This window comes from Williamsia sp. Y844 (genome assembly GCF_056786475.1).
The window spans coordinates 222,783-239,171 of the sequence record NZ_JBXCJB010000004.1; the positions used below are offsets into that span (position 1 = coordinate 222,783).

Annotated in this window: 15 protein-coding genes; 2 read left to right on the top strand and 13 right to left on the bottom strand. The window is 63.3% G+C overall.

Annotated elements, in window-relative coordinates:
* Window positions 1–100 precede the first annotated feature (100 nt).
* The 11 genes from AC1TQG_RS22135 to AC1TQG_RS22185 all read right to left on the bottom strand — a co-directional run bounded on the left by AC1TQG_RS22135 (window position 101) and on the right by AC1TQG_RS22185 (window position 11,965).
* Window positions 101–1,384, bottom strand: a complete 1,284-nt coding sequence (locus AC1TQG_RS22135) for an MlaD family protein (protein WP_482140286.1) — start codon at window positions 1,382–1,384, stop codon at window positions 101–103.
* Window positions 1,381–2,490, bottom strand: coding sequence for an MlaD family protein (locus tag AC1TQG_RS22140; RefSeq protein WP_482140288.1), 1,110 nt, complete (start codon window positions 2,488–2,490; stop codon window positions 1,381–1,383). Before AC1TQG_RS22140 ends, AC1TQG_RS22135 begins: the two co-directional genes overlap by 4 nt.
* Window positions 2,487–3,596 carry an MCE family protein gene (locus AC1TQG_RS22145; RefSeq protein ID WP_482140290.1) on the bottom strand — a complete coding sequence of 370 codons (1,110 nt, stop codon included), beginning with the start codon at window positions 3,594–3,596 and terminating at the stop codon, window positions 2,487–2,489. The genes AC1TQG_RS22140 and AC1TQG_RS22145 overlap by 4 nt, the downstream gene beginning before the upstream one ends.
* Window positions 3,593–4,633 (bottom strand): MCE family protein, encoded by a 1,041-nt coding sequence (locus AC1TQG_RS22150; RefSeq protein ID WP_482140291.1) that lies wholly within the window; start codon window positions 4,631–4,633, stop codon window positions 3,593–3,595. Before AC1TQG_RS22150 ends, AC1TQG_RS22145 begins: the two co-directional genes overlap by 4 nt.
* 19 nt (window positions 4,634–4,652) lie before the next feature.
* Window positions 4,653–5,687 carry an MlaD family protein gene (locus AC1TQG_RS22155; RefSeq protein ID WP_482140293.1) on the bottom strand — a complete coding sequence of 345 codons (1,035 nt, stop codon included), beginning with the start codon at window positions 5,685–5,687 and terminating at the stop codon, window positions 4,653–4,655.
* A complete protein-coding gene (locus AC1TQG_RS22160; protein ID WP_482140295.1) occupies window positions 5,684–6,979 on the bottom strand; it encodes an MlaD family protein in 1,296 nt (431 codons plus the stop codon). Before AC1TQG_RS22160 ends, AC1TQG_RS22155 begins: the two co-directional genes overlap by 4 nt.
* 11 nt (window positions 6,980–6,990) lie before the next feature.
* Window positions 6,991–7,845 carry an MlaE family ABC transporter permease gene (locus AC1TQG_RS22165; protein WP_482140297.1) on the bottom strand — a complete coding sequence of 285 codons (855 nt, stop codon included), beginning with the start codon at window positions 7,843–7,845 and terminating at the stop codon, window positions 6,991–6,993.
* A complete protein-coding gene (locus AC1TQG_RS22170) occupies window positions 7,846–8,721 on the bottom strand; it encodes an MlaE family ABC transporter permease (RefSeq protein ID WP_482141418.1) in 876 nt (291 codons plus the stop codon). It abuts the gene before it with no gap.
* Window positions 8,722–8,984: 263 nt separating this feature from the next.
* Window positions 8,985–9,755: an SDR family NAD(P)-dependent oxidoreductase gene (locus tag AC1TQG_RS22175; protein ID WP_482140299.1), complete on the bottom strand. Its 771-nt coding sequence runs from the start codon at window positions 9,753–9,755 to the stop codon at window positions 8,985–8,987.
* 7 nt (window positions 9,756–9,762) lie between these two features.
* The gene (locus AC1TQG_RS22180; protein WP_482140301.1) at window positions 9,763–11,040 is read right to left on the bottom strand and encodes a cytochrome P450; all 1,278 of its coding nucleotides are present in this window, start codon (window positions 11,038–11,040) and stop codon (window positions 9,763–9,765) included.
* A 310-nt stretch (window positions 11,041–11,350) separates the two neighbouring features.
* Window positions 11,351–11,965 (bottom strand): TetR/AcrR family transcriptional regulator, encoded by a 615-nt coding sequence (locus AC1TQG_RS22185; RefSeq protein ID WP_482140303.1) that lies wholly within the window; start codon window positions 11,963–11,965, stop codon window positions 11,351–11,353.
* Window positions 11,966–12,090: 125 nt separating this feature from the next.
* Here AC1TQG_RS22185 and AC1TQG_RS22190 point away from each other — a divergent pair, with 125 nt between their 5' ends.
* Window positions 12,091–13,509 carry an MFS transporter gene (locus tag AC1TQG_RS22190; protein WP_482140305.1) on the top strand — a complete coding sequence of 473 codons (1,419 nt, stop codon included), beginning with the start codon at window positions 12,091–12,093 and terminating at the stop codon, window positions 13,507–13,509.
* Window positions 13,506–14,192 (top strand): SGNH/GDSL hydrolase family protein, encoded by a 687-nt coding sequence (locus AC1TQG_RS22195; RefSeq protein WP_482140307.1) that lies wholly within the window; start codon window positions 13,506–13,508, stop codon window positions 14,190–14,192. The genes AC1TQG_RS22190 and AC1TQG_RS22195 overlap by 4 nt, the downstream gene beginning before the upstream one ends.
* Window positions 14,193–14,264: 72 nt before the next feature.
* On the opposite strand, the gene AC1TQG_RS22200 is transcribed toward AC1TQG_RS22195, so the two are convergent.
* Both AC1TQG_RS22200 and AC1TQG_RS22205 read right to left on the bottom strand, forming a co-directional pair.
* Window positions 14,265–15,356 (bottom strand): dioxygenase family protein, encoded by a 1,092-nt coding sequence (locus AC1TQG_RS22200; protein ID WP_482140309.1) that lies wholly within the window; start codon window positions 15,354–15,356, stop codon window positions 14,265–14,267.
* A gap of 126 nt (window positions 15,357–15,482) precedes the next feature.
* Entirely contained in the window at window positions 15,483–16,388 is a 906-nt protein-coding gene (locus tag AC1TQG_RS22205) for a hypothetical protein (protein ID WP_482140311.1), read from the bottom strand.
* Window position 16,389: the final 1 nt, after the last annotated feature.

A 16,389-nucleotide genomic window follows, 5' to 3' on the forward strand; every position in this document is an offset into this window, starting at 1 on the left:
TCTTCGGGAGTGGAGGTGACCGTTCCGCTGAGTTTGCTCATCGTTCTCTCCTCTGGATTGTCTCCGCTGTTGTGGTGGTGACCACCGGGCTGTTGTGTGGTCATGGCGCCGAGGGCAGGACCGGACCTGCATAGGGCAATGGAATCGATTCCGGCCCAACGGGAGTCGGCGACGCGGTCGCGAGCGGATCGGCACCGGGTGGCGGACCACCCGAATCGTCACCGGCTGGGCGTGGAGCGTTGGCGGCACCGCGGATCAGCATCGACGGATCGTCTTCCGTGCAGTAGGTGCCGTAGAGATATGGCTCCGGGAAGTCCACCTGCCAGTGCGGACGGCGCGGGAGATCGTACTGGCAGTTCTTGCGCGGATAGATGTTCACCGCAGCCCAGATACCTCCGTCACGCATGACCGATGCGATCGCGTCGAGGGTCGAGCCGTTCCGATCTTGCGGGAAGAAGAACTCCTGTAGCGCAGGGACTCTCAGATAGGTCAGCTGAGCAACCGTCGTCAGACTCCCCAGGAGCTGGACCATCGTCGGAGAGTTGTCGGCGATGATCGAGTCGACGGCCTGCAGTGTCACCGGCGTCTGGTCGATGAACGTCCGGAAACCGGAGTCCATCGACGCGATCCCGTCCAGCGTTCCTGCGAGCTTCTGCGACGTGTCCTGCAGCCCCGGGCTCATCTCCTTGAGAGTGCCGAGGACAACTTGGCTGTTGTTGAGCAAGCTGACGGTCTGCGGGAGCACCGAATCGAGCGTCGAGATGAGGAAGGTTCCGCCGGTGATGATCGATTCCAGCTTCTCGGGTCCTTCGGGACCGACCCCCAACTCAGTGATGATCGTCTCGACCTTGGCCGGTTCGATCTGAGCGAGCATCCCATCGAGATCACCCAACAGATCCGCCATCGGGACCGGTGTCGTGGTCTGGTCGGCCTCGACGACCGATCCGTTGGTCAGATAGGGGCCCTCGTCGGTGGTGGGCCGGAAGTCGAGGTACTGCTCACCGGCCGGAGAGAGCCCGGCAACCCGGACCTCACCATCGCTGGGGATCTGAACGTCGCCCTCGATCGTGGCAACCGCCACCACCCCGTCATCTGACAGTTCCACGCTCGCGACCTTGCCGATCGGCACACCCCGCAGGGTCACGTCCTGCTTCGGCAGCAACCCACCCGACAACGCGAGATTGACCCGCACCGTCATCTTCGTGGCGGTCGGATCGGCCTGGAACACCCCGAACACCAGATAGGTGATGCCGAGAACCAGCACCGTCAGCAGGGCGCCGACCGACAACCACAGCCGATGATCGACCAGTTTTCCGACGCCGGTGACGACGAGTTTGGCCGGCGTCTCCAAAGGTCCGTTGGCGTACTCCAGTTGCTGGGTCATCGGCGCGGTCCCGTCAGATGACCACGCAGCCGCTCGAGGGTGTGGGTGAGTGTGCCGACGGCGTTGGCACCGTCGGTTTCCAGGGTCGGGAGCTCGCTTCCCGGATCGGCTGAATGCCCTGGATCTGCGAGCGCACCGATCGAGAGGTCTTGGAGATCGGCATCCGGATGGGCCGCGGTGCCGTTGGTGATCTTGATGACCGGGGCAAGCAATGCGTTCACCTTGTCGAGGTCTGCCTTGGGGTTTGTCGCCGCGGCGTTGAGCTCAGCGGCAAGGGTGTTGAGGTCGGCAATCATTCCCCGGTTGCCCGTACCGGCGACCGACGGGAACTTGGCCAGTTGGGCGGTGACGTCGGCGAGCTGTTTGACGAGCCCGAGAATCTGACCGGTGTTCGCGTTGAGAACGGTCAGCGCCGGTCCCGCCGCCGCGATTGCGTCGGTGATGGTGCTCTGGCCTGCCGACAACGTCGAGACCAGTCGATTGGTCTGGTTGAGGGTGGTGCGGATCTCGCCTGACCGGGCCGAGAGCTTGCCGATGAGGCTGGTGGACTGATCGATCAGGGCGCCCAACCGGTCACCCTTGTCGCCCACCGCTGTCCCCAGGCCGTTGATGACCTTGGTCAGATTGCGGATCACGCCACCGTTGACCAGCAGCGCCGACGTGGTCAGCACCTCCTCGATGGTGGCCGCCGCCGAGGTCTGCTCGATCTCGATGGCATCACCGTCCTGCAGAACCGGGCCATCAGGGGCCGCATCCACCGGGGGCTGAACCGCCACGAAGATGTCACCGAGCGGTGTCGCCGAACGCAATTCGGCGCGGGTGCCGGCCGGCAGGGTCACCTTCTCACTGATCTTCAGCGTGACAACGGCCGTGTAGTCCTCGACCCGCATACCTTCGACCTCGCCGATGTCGGCACCGGCGAGTTTCACCTTCGCCTGATTCGGGAGGTTGAGCGCGTTCTGGAAGGTGGCGTAGACCGTGTACGTGTCACCACCGACACTTCGCGCCGGTAGTGGCACCGACTCGAGGTCCATCGAACAGGCACTGGTGAACACGGCGAGCGCAACCAACGCTCCGCCCAACGCAGTCCGACCCCGGCGCATCATCGGGGCAGTCCTGCCATGCCCTCGAGCATTGCCGAGACCCCGAAGTCGGGACCGAAATCGGACAATGTGCCGGTGGCACAACCAAGTTGACGAAGTCCCAACACGTTGCACACTTCTTTCAGCAGCTGGCCGTCGAAGAACACCTTCTCGATCTGCGCATGCACCCTGGCGACCTTGTTGTCGTGATCGACGATGTTGTAGACGCTGTCCAGCAACATCGGTGTGACATCCAGGAACTCGCCGATCTCCCGCTGATAGTCCGCCAGCGATTTCACGAGCGTATTGGCATCGGTCACAGTTGTTTTCAGATTTCCCCGGTTGTCCCGGAGCAGGCTTTCGGCCTCCAGCAGGATCGCGTTGATCTGGGCACCGGTGTTGCCTGCGCCGAGGTCTTGATCGGCGAGCATGTCACTGAGTTGGCTGATCGCAGAACCGAACTCGCGGATCTGCCCATCGTTGGTGGCCGCGGCATCGGTCAGGACCGACAGATTGTCGACGATGGTGGTGATCGCGTTCTTGGTCTCGACGCCTCCATCCTCACCCATCCGCAATGCATTGGACAGCTGCGTCAGTGCGCTGCGAATGTCCTGGCCATTGCCATCGGTCATCGCCGACCCGACGTCGAGGAGCTGCGCAACCGGTCCGGCCCCCTGCCCATCGCCCTGGAGTTCTACCGCGAGGTCATCGGCCATCGCCAGCAACCGGTCGAACTCGACCGGGGTCTTGGTGCGGTCCAGACCGACCTGATCGTTGTTCTTCAACGTCGGCCCGCCCGTGTAGGCCGGGGAAAGCTCGACATGCCGGTCGGTGAGGATCGACGTCGACACGGTGACCACGTTGACGTCCGCCGGGATCTTCACGTCACCGTCGATCTTCATCGTCACCTCCACGTGGATGCCCTTCGGGGAGATCGTCTCGACCGTTCCCACCGGCATGCCCAGCACCGCCACCGAGTTGCCCTCGTAGAGGCCGACAGCATTGTCGAAAAGCGCACTCACCCTGATCGATCCCTCAGAGGCGGTGGCCGCTCGGACACTTCCGAAACAGACCACGGCGACGAGCGCCGCGATGACCGCAAACTTGATCACTGCCTTGCCCGTTCTCATTTGCAGTCCTTCAAATACTCGGGAAGATTCACCTGATTGGCCCGGCCGCTGATCGCGCACATCCAGGAATCGACGAACGGTCCGGCTATCGACGTGAAGTCGGCTTCGTTGGCGGTACCGGTGACGTTCGCGAAGTTGCGGATCGGCACGGGCAAGATCTGCAAGGCGTTACGCAGCAGATCATCGTTGGTTGCCAGGGTCTGCATCATCCCGTTCAGATTCACGATCAGCTCGTCGACCGCAGGCCGGTTGTCCACCACGATCGTCTGCAGTTGATCCACCAACTCAGTGGTGGCATCGAACAGCTGATCGATCATCGCTCGACGAGAGTTGATCTCCTGCAATACCTCTCGACCTTGCGCCACCAGAGAGCCCAGATTGCCCTGTTGCTTGCGGATCACCTCGGTGAGCTGTTTGGTGCTCGTGAGCAGAGACCCGATCTGGCCCCGCCGGTCGGCCATGATCGATGCCAGACTCTCGACATTGGTGAGGACCTGGGGTATCAGCTCCGGCGTACCCTCCAGTTGCGCCGAGAGTGTGGTCATGGTCTCGCCGATGTTCGCGAAGTCGACCTGCTCGAAAGTTGTGGTCGCACTGGTGATCAGCTGTTGAAGGTCGTAGGGAACAGCGGTGTGCGCCAGGTTGAGCCGGCCATCGGGAAGACTCCCGGCACCGGCCGGTTTGAGTTCCACGTATCGCGACCCGAGCAATGTCGTCAACTGGATGGACGCAGTGGTGTCAGCGCCCAGTTTCAGATCACTGTCGATCTCCAGCGTCACCACCACGTGGTCGCCCGCCAGCCGGGTCGCGGCTACCGTACCCACCGACACCCCGGCCACGGTGATCGAGTCGCCGGAGCTCACGCCTGCTGCCTGCGCAAAGTCGGCGTCGTACTTGACCTTGCCGATACCCGCGCCCGCAATCTGCAACAGAGCGATGAGCAGGACCACGATGATGCCCACCGTGATCGCACCCAGGACAGCCATGTTGTGCTTTTCCACCGGCTGCCGGATCACCCGGCTCGTGTTCGAAACCATTCGCTTCAGCATGATGTCCTCACTGGCACGCCGGGGAGAACTTGGTCTTACCGCCGGGCGTGGCAGCATCGACGATGGACGGGATCACATTGCTCAGCGCCGGGATGTACGTGACATTCAGGGTGCACAGGTAGGTGTCGATGTACGCACCCGCCTGGGTCACGCGGGCCAGCCCCTTCAACAAGATCGGGACGTTGAAGCCCAGATACGCGAACGCATCAAGGTTGTCCATGTAGTGCTTGGCGAAACCCGGTTGCCGCGTGATGAACTGGTTGAGCTCCGGTGCAGCCTCATTGGCCAGTGTGGCAACTCGTCCCACCACCGTCGAAATCGAATCGATGGAGGTCACGAGTTCTTCGCGGCGCTGCGCCAACTGGGTGAACATCGCCTGGGATTGGGTGATCACCGTGTCGACGGCGCCACGTTGTTCGGCAAAGGTCCGAACGATGCCGTCGAGGTTGCCGATGATGTCGCCGAGTATCTGATCGGGTCCGGCGAACGACTCCGCGAGGTCCGATGTCTGCGCGACGAGCGTGGTGATCGATCCGTTGTCACCCTGCAGTGCCCGGATGATGGACGTCGTGATGTTGTCGATCTGATTGGGGTCCAAAACGCTGAACAGCGGTTCGAATCCGTTGAGGAGCACTGAGATGTTGAATGAGGGTTCGGTGCGTTCGAGGGGGATCTCTCCCCCCTTCATGATGCTCGGATCGCCGTGGTCGCCGAGTGAGAGCCCCAGGTATCGCTGGCCGATGATGTTCTCGTAGGTGATCGAAGCCTTGGTGTTTCCGTAGATCTGCTGATCGGATTCCACCCGGAAGCCGACCTTGGCAAGGAGCCCGTCCAGCTTGATCGAATCGACGCGCCCTACCCGGACACCGGCCATCCGGACGTCGTCGCCGACACCGAGGCCGGAAACATCACTGAACACTGCGCTATACGAGGTCGACGGTCCGTCGACGCTGCGCCGCAGGGTGTTGAAAACGGTCCACGTCAACGCGATCGAGATGACCAGGAAGATGATCAGACCGATGAGCGGTTTGCGATAGCTCATGACTGCGGACCCCCTTCTGCGGCATCGACATTGATCGTGGTTCCGCGGGCGAGCGGCCCGAGCAGCAAGGTGGACGCGGCACTCGGCGCCTCGCCGATGATCTTGCCGAGCACATCCTGCTCCTGCGCACTGCCCACGGAACCGACATTGCCGCCCATCGGCGCCGACATGAAGTTCTGCGCGCCGTTACGGTTGGGGAACGTCGAGATCCCGTCCCCTACGGGCGCCGTCTGACAACTCGCGCCTTCCAGCTCGCCGTAACGCGGGCAGTCGGCCTGGGTGAACATTCGGTGAGGGGTGAACTGGAACAGGAACTTTCCGGCGCCGTTCTGTGCACCGACCGGCCAGAACTCCTCGAACCACTTGTCGGAAATATTCGCCAGGCTGGTGGTGATCTGGGTGAACGACGAACCCCCGTCTGCGAGGACACCGAGTACCGGCGACAGGTTTGTGGTGATCCCGATGATCGTGTCGGTGTTGTTTGCCAGTGCCGTGTTCGCCGTCGCCAAAGTGGTGGAGGCACCTGCCAACAACTCGTTCAGCCCACGGTTCTTCTCCGCCAGCGTCTTCATCGGCACCACCGCACTGTGCATCACGTCGAGCAATTCGGGCGCCGACTCGTTCAACCCTTGGACCGCACCGCTCAGTGCGTTCAGAGTCGACGGTCCGTTGCCGGTCCCGATGATCGCGTCCATTTCTCTGGTGATCCGATCGAGCGCGGCTCCGGCATCCGAGATCTCGGCACCATGGCGATCGGTGGCCTGCGCCACCACGGCCAGCAGCCCCACCGTTTGATCGGTTCCCACCCGGGCCGATGCGGCGATGATCTCGCGGAGTTTGGTCATCGCGGTCTGCAACTGGATGGTCGAGGCACTCTCATCCTGGTCGATGATCGCCCCTTCGGTCAGCGGCGGTGCCGCACCATTGTCGATCAGCTGGATCGACGAGACCGCAAACACGTTGCTGGGCACCACTCTTGCGGTCACAGTTTGCGGAATGTCGTGGGCGTAAGCGGGATCGAGGGACAGGTCGACGTGGTTCATTCCACCGTCCTGTCCCGGTTCGAGCCCGGTGACGGTACCGACCAGCACGCCGCGATACTTGACGTCTGAGTTGTTGGGCAGGCCGTCACCAACATCGGCGAGTACGGCGGTGGCCTTCATGACGTCGTCGAACTTGCCATTCACCTTGGCCATCAACGCCACCAAGAGCAATGCGACCACCACCAGCGTGCTGATACCGATCAGATACAGCTTCAGGTTGGAGTGACCCCGCGGGTCTGCATCGAACATGACCGCCATCGCTAACCACCAAGCCTTGCGCCGGTGCCGACACCCCAGAATGCCATCGTCAGCAACAGATTCAGGACGATCATCGCCGAGATGCTCGCGCGCATCGCCCGCCCCGCCGCAGTGCCCACACCCTGCGGTCCACCGGCCGCGTAGTAGCCGTAGTAACACTGGATCGTCGAGGTGACGATCACGAAGACAACTGCCTTGGCCAACGAGTACAGGACGTCGGTGCTGCCAAGCACCAGCCGGAAATAGTGCTCGTAGGTTCCGGCAGGCATGCCACTGGAAAAGCCCACGATCAACTGCACTGTCACATAATTCAGGGTCAGACAGGCCAGGTAGAGCGGGATGATGGCAACGATCGAGGCGAGTATCCGGGTGGTCACCAGGTACGGGATCGGCCGGATCGCCAGGGCCTCCATCGCGTCGATTTCCTCGGAGATCCGCATCGCACCGAGTTGTGCGGTGAACCGGCAACCCGCCTGTGCGGCAAAGGCCAAAGAGGCCATGATCGGCGCCAGTTCCCTGGTGACGGCAGTCGATGCGACCATCCCGGTTGCCGGCTCCAGGCCGAGCAGATGCAACGCCTGATATCCCTCGATCGCCACCAGCGCGCCCGCCGCTGCCCCGAGGACGATGATGACACCGGCAGTTCCGCCGCCGACAACAATCGATCCGTTACCCCAGGTCACATCGGACAGGATCCGCAGGAACTCCTTGCGATAGTGGCGCAACGTCAACGGGATCGACACGAGGGCCCGGGCCAGGAACGCCACCATGTGACCGAGGCGCATGACCAGGACACCCTGCGCATTGGCCGCTTTGACGAAGGGGCGTGTTCCGGGGGGATAGTACTTGGACGCCATCTAGAAACCCGTCCGCGGGAACAGCAGTACGTACAACTGCGTGAAGCCGACGTTGACCACCATCAGCAGGATGATCGAGGCGACCACCGTCGCGTTGACCGCATTCGCGACGCCCGCCGGCCCACCTCGGGTGTTCAACCCCTTGTGGCAGGCCACAATTGCCACGATCGCACCGAACACCACAGCCTTGATCATCGTCAGGTAGAAGTCGCCGACCGTCGCGAACGAGGCGAAGGTGGAGACGAATGTACCTGGGGTTCCGTTCTGCACAAAGGTGTTGAACAGATAGCCCGAGAAGAACCCGACAAAGCAGACGACACCGGTCAAGCACACGCCGACCAGAATCGCTGCCGCCAGGCGCGGCACCACCAGTCGCTGGATCACCGAGAGGCCCATCACCTCCATCGCGTCGATCTCGTCCCGGATCTTCCTGGATCCGAGATCGGCGCAGATCGCCGACCCGGCGGCGGACGCCATCAGCAATGCGGCGACCATCGGCGCACCCTGCCGGATGACCGCGAGACCGCTTGCCGCGCCTGCCATCGACGTCGCACCCACCTGCCCTGCCAACAGGGCGAACTGGATCGACAACGTCATGCCGATCGGGACGGCCACGAACACCGTCGGCATGGCTGACGCCGACGCCATGAAAGCGGACTGCCGAACGAACTCTACAAACGGGAACCGCAAGCGCACGATGTCCATGAACAGGTACTGGATTGCCCGAAGTCCCAATACACATTGGCCGCCAACGGTTTCCAATGAGGCGACCGGATGCCGACGGACATAGCCGCGCATCCATCCGGTGATCTCACCGACAGCGGACCGCTGAGGTGCCCGGTCATCGGGTTTGGTATCCCGCTCGCGGCGCGCCATGTCCTTGGACCCGGTGGCCGACGGCTGATCGAGGATGGCCATCAACAACTCTCGGCTGCGCTGGCGTGGACCCGATTGTTCACGGCGGTCGACGTAGGTTCACTCAGCATTCGTGCTTCCCCCCTTGATCCCCCGGATCGCAAGCGGTGTTGTGGCTTTCACCGATTGCGATCTCGAGGCGACAAGTATCGAGTATTGGCTGTCGTCGATATTGATGTGTCATGATCGAGCGGATTCCCCCCGCCTTTGGAAAAAAACTGCGGTCAGATGTACCAGCCGCCGTTGACCCCGATGCTCTGTCCGGTGATGAAACCGGCCTGCTCGCTGCACAGGAACGCCGCTGCCGCACCGACATCGTCCGGCAGACCCGCCCGCCGGACCGGCGTCATCGCTGCGAGATCGCTGATCGCCGGGATGTACCCGTTCTGGACTCCCTGCTGAGCCATCGGGGTGTCGATGATCGACGGCGGAATGGTGTTGACCGTGATCCCCTCTGGTGAATACTCGTACGCCAGTGCCTTGGTCAGGGCGATCACGCCACCCTTCGACGCAACATAATGCGCCCGTTGCGGTGCGCCGCCCTGCGCACTGGACGACGAGATCGTGACGATCCGTCCCCAGCCGGCTGCGGTCATATCCGGTATGACCGCCTGCGCCGCGTTGAACGTCCCGGTGAGATTCACTGCGAGCATGCGTTCCCACCCCTGCGCCGTGATGTCGGTGAAGGGCAACTGCGCTTCGATGCCGGCACTGGTCACCAGGATCTGAACGGGACCGAATGCGTCCCGAACCTGACCGAGCGCGGTGTCGATCGCGGCGCGGTCGGTGACGTCCACCTCCGCCGACATCGCCTCGGCCCCACCGGCCCTCAGATCTTCGGCCGCCTTGTGGGCCTCGTCGCGATTCTGGTCGAAGATCGCGATGCGATGTCCGGCCGCGGCCAGATGCTGCGCCACCGACAGCCCGATACCCGAGGCCCCACCGGTGATGACGGCGACCCGGCTCACGGTGCCGTCGTTCTTGAGATCAGTCATCGCAGGCTCAGGCGATCGGGGTGAAGTCGAGGTACAACTCGGTCAGACCACGCAGAATATAGGTCGGTTCGTAGTTGAAGACACGCGCGCCGACGGGGCCGTGCTTCTCCTCGTTGATCCTGATGTCACCCATCCGATCGAAGAACCTGTTGAACGACACCACGCCTTCGACCTTTGCCAGCGGGCCGCCCGGGCAGGAATGGATTCCACGGCCAAATGCCATCTGCTCCTTGACGTTATGGCGATCGAGGTCCAGCGCGTGTGGGTCGTCGAAACGTGACGGGTCACGGTTGATCGCACCGACACAGAGCATCACGGTGGTACCGGCCTTGACGTCCAGTTCGCCTACCTTGGTGGTCTTCTTGGCCAGTCGGAACGTCGACTTGACCGGGCCTTCCAACCGGAGGGTTTCTTCGATGAAATTCGGGATGAGCTCACGGTCATCCCTGATGCGCTGCTGCAACTCGGGGTCTTCGGCGAGGAACCGGAGTCCGGCACTGAGCAACTTGACGGTGGTCTCCTGGCCGGCCGCGAACACGAACGTCGCCGACCGCACCACGTCGATGACCTCGGGGGTCGATCCGTCCGGATACTTGGCCTCGGCGAGCGCGGTCAGCACGTCGCCGCGGGGCTCGTTCCGCCGATCCTCGATGTATTTGCTGAACTTCGAGTCCAGCCATTCCAGCGGATTCTGCTCGAGCACATCCTTGTCGAGCGCTCCGACCACAGCACCCGGACGCGGCGAACCCAGCCGGTTACGGAACTCATCGTGATCCTCCTCCGGCACACCGAGGAGATCAGCAATGACCAACAGCGCGAAGGGTTTTGCATAGTCCTTCAAGATCTCGGTACTGCCGGACTTGACGAACTCGTCGAGCTGGGTGTCGGCAAGCCGCCACATGAACTCTTCGTTTTCCTTGATGCGGCGCGGTGTGAACAAGCGGTTCAGCAAACCACGGGACAGCTTGTGCTCCGGATTGTCCATCGTGACCATGTGCTCGTGCATGATCATCTCGGGGCGATGCGCTGCGATGAGATCGCTGATGTCGTCGCCCTCGGGGGTGAACGGCAGGTCCGGGAAAGGTCCGCCGACCGCGATGCACGACGAGAAGTTCTCGGTGTCACGGAACACGGCGAGCGCCTCGTCGTGACCGGTCACCGCCACCACGCCGTGATGGGGTTCGACCAGCACCGGACACTTCGACCGCAGATGGTCCAAGTACGGATTCGGGTCAGGAATTATCGACTGGTCCGTAAAATAGTCGATCGAATCGAAGTCACTCACGAAATACGCCTCCCTCGTAGAGCATGACTGGCCGGTGCCATTCACGTTCGCGGAAGACTCCGAACCCCCTGGGCCGTGGTCCGTCCTCCGCGAATTGCTGAGCACTCGCCTTGCAGTGCTGAGCACTTGAATAGCATGCCTGATCAATTGAGGTCAAGATCACTATTCGGGAAAATCGGCGCGCCAGATCACGGAAAGAGCTTGACGATCAGACCATCGCCCGGCGTGTCGAGTTGACCGTACCGCACTGTTTACCGCAAAGGCGACGGTAGAGCACCGTTACCGGTTGGGGCGTTCCACGGTTCTCGCGCTACACAGTCGGCGCGAGCAGGCCTTCGGTGATCGATCGCGCGGTCGGTATCGCCGTCTCGTCACCCATGCGGGCCCCGACGTTGGCGGCGGCCACGATGGCGTCCAACTGAAAGGCCACAGCGTGCGCGTCGCGCCCGGCGAGATGGCCTTGGGCCTGGGCGCGTCGAATCTCCTTTTCCAGCAAAGCGAACCAATCGAGGCGGTCGGCATCGATGGCGTCGCGGACCGGACCGGTTCGGCTGTCGAATTCCACGGTGGCGGCGACACGGAAACAACCACCCGGCAGGACCGGCGCACCGACATAGTCGAACCAGTTGTCGACGAGCCTCCGCAGCCGCGGCATCCCGCCCGGCTCTACGAACGCCGGTTTCACGACGTGCTCGATAAACACCTCACGAGCCGCCTGCACCGCGGCGACCTGCAGATTCTCCTTGCTGCCGAACAGGGTGGCGACACCACTTTTACTCAGCCCCAGATCGCCGGCCAGCTTGCCGAGGCTCAGCCCCGTAAGGCCTTCGACAGAGGCCACGTCGGCGGCGTGACGCGCGATCGTCGCACGGGCCCGCGCGCCTTTGATCAGCCGCTGGTCGGAAGTTTGCATGAGCTCAGCCACCCCTCCATGGTCACATCTGGGGCTTGCAAAGTCGAACGATCGGTCGTACTTTTTATAAATACGCACGATCGTCCGTATTGTTTCTTTCCAGATCCCCGTCCTCCAATACTCCGAGAGGGAATCCCATGACCGAGGTTTCCGAGCCGGGCACCGTCCCGCCACCCTCCAGATCCGCAACCCGATCAACCCGGCTGTCGCTGCTTGTCGCCTGTGGCGCCGCCTTCGTCGCATTCCTCGACCTGTCGGTCGTCAACATCGCCTTTCCCGCCATCGCCCGCGACCTCACCGCCACGCCAACGACCACCCTCACCTGGGTGGTCAGCGGCTATGCGGTCGCATTCGCGGCGTTGCTCACCCCGGCGGGCCGGTTCGCCGACGTCCTTGGCCGACGTCGCGTATTCCTGTACGCATTGGCCGGTTTTGCGCTCACCTCGCTGCTGTGCGCACTCGCCCCCACCGCCGAGTGGCTCATCGCCTGCCGGTTCGTGCAGGGCGCGACCGCATCGTTGATGATCCCGGCCGGGCTCGGACTGGTGCTCAGTGTCACCGCGCCGCAGCGGATAGCAGTCGCGATCGCGGCATGGACCGCCTCCGGCGGGTTTGCCGCGGCGGTCGGACCCGCGATCGGCGGCACCCTCGTCGAATGGTTCGGGTGGCGTTCGGTTTTCATCGTCAACGTCCCGATCGCCGCGATCCTCATCGGGCTCGGCCTGTCCGTCATCGCCGCCGACATGCCCGGGCGTGAACACGGGCTGCCGGACTGGATCGGTACGGCCGCAACGGCGTTGGGTATTGCCGCCGTCGTCGCGGCAGTCACCGAAGGCGGGCGGTGGGAATGGGATTCGTGGCAAACGCTGCTGTGCGGCGGAATCGGAGCGGCGCTACTGATAGTGGCGCTCTTGCGGTCGCGCCGCCACCGGAGCCCCGCCATCGCCGTCCAGTTGTGGCGCAGCCGCCGCTATGCGCTGACCAACATGACCTCGTTCACGTTCGGTGCCACGATGTTCGCGTGGCTACTGGCCGGCCCCCTGTGGCTCGACGCGGTCTGGCAATACTCGGTGTTGGAATCGGCTGGGGCGATGACCATCGGGGCGGTCGCCTCCATGGTCACCGCAGTGACGGCCGGCCGGGCACCCGTGAATCGACAACGCGCGCTGGGTGTTACGGGTGCGCTCATGTTCGCGGCATCCGCCCTGTATATGTCCACCGACGTATGGGGCATTGAGCCCGCCTTCTGGCAGGCATGGGTACCCGCCGGGATCCTCGGGGGCGGCGGTATCGGGCTGATCCTCACGGTGCTCGGGACCGCGGCCGTGAGCTCGGTTCCGCCACAGCAGTTTGCGACGGGCATCGGCATGAACCTGACCGCGCGACAAACCGGCGGAGCGCTGGGGATCGCGATCCTCGCCGCCGTCTTCGCTGCCAACCCAGGCGGCCAGCTGTCCACCTTCCACACCATGTTCGCCGTGTGCGCCGGAATCGCTCTGGCGGCCGCGGCCTGCGCGTCGACGATTCCCGCCCAACCATCAGGAGAGACCCGATGAGCCACAATGACATTCGCGACATCGACAACCACGCGGAGGTGGACGATCCGATGTTGCTGACCCCCGATGCAGCCCACGAGATGCTGGCAGGAACGCCGTGGCGCCGGTTCGCGGTCATCGGCGATTCGATCGCCGCGGGCACCGGTGATCCGTGGCCCGGGTACGCCGATGTGCCGTGGGCCGACAGGGTGGCGGCGACCATGAGGTCGGTACATCCAGATCTCGCCTATCTCAACACCGGGAAGATCGGCGCCACCATCGGTCAGGTCCATGCCGAACAGGTGCGCCCCGCCCTCGACTTCCAACCGGATCTGGTGCACGTTTCCGGCGGCGGCAACGATCTGTTCCTTCGCGACGCCGACCTGCTCGCAGTGGAACGCGACCTCGACAATCTTTGCACCGCCGCGACCGCAGGCGGGGCCAGGCTGTCGATGTTCACCCTGGCCGACGCCTTCACCGGTCGCCTACGCGTACTGCGCCCCAACTTCATGGCTTTCGCCGACATCGTGCGCCGAGTGGCCGCACACCACGATGCGATCCTCACCGAGTTTTGGGACCATCCGGCCAGGACCCGGCAAAATTGGCTGAGCGCGGACCTCATTCATCTCACGATGGCCGGACACGCGGTCGTCGCAACCGACGTCACCAAGTCACTGGCAAGGTTCCATCGTGGCAGCCCATGAGAGCCTCGAAAAGGTGAGAGCACCCGAACGCCCTTCGGCGTATCGGGGTGCTCTTGCTCGGGCAGACGCGCCCTACGTGCTGGTGGCCTCGGTGCTGCCCGCAGCCGGCATATCCGGCATACCTTCAGGCCGTGTCATGCCGTCGGGCGGTGTCATGCCGTCCGGTGGTGTCATGCCGTCCGGTGGTGTCATCCCCTCTGGGGGCGTTCCGCCCGGTCCGCCGGGGCCACCTTGACCGCCTGGGCCTCCACCGCCTCCGGGAGGCGCCGCCTGCGAATTCGCCGACTTCTCGGCGACACCGACGGTGATCGAGATCTTGTAGCCGTCCGCGACGCTGCCTTCTGCGGACGCCAGCTCGGCATCCCAGCCGTCACCGAAGACGTTGTCCTTGTCCAGGCTGATCGCCGCGAGATTGGTGACGCTCTTCTCGTATCCGGCGGTAGCGTAGACCGTCTTGCTCACGTCTTCCGGAAGCGCGATCTGCGAGGTCAACCGGGCATCACTACCGGCAACAGCCACTTCGAGGGAGTCGTAAACCTCGAAATGGATGTGCGGCCAGCGTCCCGAATAACACGCGGGATAGATCGACGTGAACGACACCGTTCCGTCGGCACCGGCCACCTGCACACCGCGCAGGTAGTTCTGATCGGCAACCTTGGATCCGTACAGCGAGTACTCGCCATCCCGGTCGCAGTGCCAGATGTAGACGGCCATGCCTTCTCCCGGGTTGCAGTCCTTGGTCAGGTCCTGCAATGCGATGGTGATCGTGACCGGCACACCCTCGGCCGTGCCCGACATGCTGCCGAAGCTGGTCGTGATGTCCTCGCGCACGATGCCCGACTCGATCAGGACGTTGGGCCCGTTCGATCCGTCACCCGGGTACGGTCCGGCAGTCTCCTGCGGCGCCGCGTCAACACACTCGCCGATCGCATTCGCCACCCCGGTGGTCGATGTTCCACCGGCCGACGACGAACCCGCCGCAGTAGAGGTTTTCGAATCCGACGATGAGGTTCCGCAGGCCACCAGCGTTGCCGCCCCGGCCGCGCCGAAGAGTGCCAGCGCACCTCGCCGCGACAGCATCTTCTGCATGTCGTGTGCCAGGCCCAAGTCGTGCTCATGGACCTCACTCTCTGGTCCTTGTCCGAAAAACCGGCGCTTACCCATCACTTCTCCCTTGCAAAAACCGAGCCAGATCAAATTCTTCTGATCCAGTAGACCCACTGCACATGACTGGAAGCTGCACCCAACCTGTGAGTTTGCTGGACGCTGTGACCTGGTCCGATACGTGCCTCAGGCAGCCGAACGATCCCCGACCTGCGCATCGATCACCTCTGGAGTCCGCAAAAAGTGTCCGATCCGTCCCGAATCCGATGCCAGGGCGTGGACGATGACCGCCGCGGCGACCAGGATCGCCGAGAACACGAACAACCAGCTGATGATGGTGAAGATGACACCCAGGATGCCGAATTGTCCCGTCGCGCTGTCCAGGATCGGCCCGAGTGCGACCTGGGAGCCGAAAGACAGCGCCGTCAATCCGATCGCGGAGATCATGCCGGTCAGAAGGCTGCACCGGATGTTCACCCGACCCTCGGTGAGCATGCGACAGACCCAGAACCAGAGCAGCGTCCAAAATGCGAGGTCGGCAAAGATTTCCAGACCCAGACCGATCAAGCCGAAGATCCAGCCGATATCACCAAGATTCGAGATGAGGCCCTGGACCGCCACCCCCAAGGTGATCGCAAGGACGACAACGACCCACCGCCACCACTTGCTGAAGGTCAGCTTCGGAGTACCCCACACCCGGGCATACATCCGATCGAGGGCACGCGAGAAGGACGTCGCACTGATCACCGTCATGAGCGCGCCGATGACACCGAACGTCACCGCGGATTCACCCGTGTCACCCGACGTCAAGGCCAGGTCTGCGGCCGAGAGCCCGTAACCGCCGAGTGCGTGGTCAATGCTTCCGCTGCCGCGCAGGGTCGACAGCACGATCATCACCGGGAGGATCGATGTGAATGCCTGGCCCGCAAGGGTCATCGACCGATCCGCGATTTCGCTGCGAGCGAGATCGGAGACCAACTGCAATATCAGAGAACCACCGGGCATCCGCCGGACGCGGACCACGACCGCTTCCGGCGCCGATTTCAGCTTCGCCGCGACCGAACTCCGGCGATCCCCTCGAACGTCGTCCACC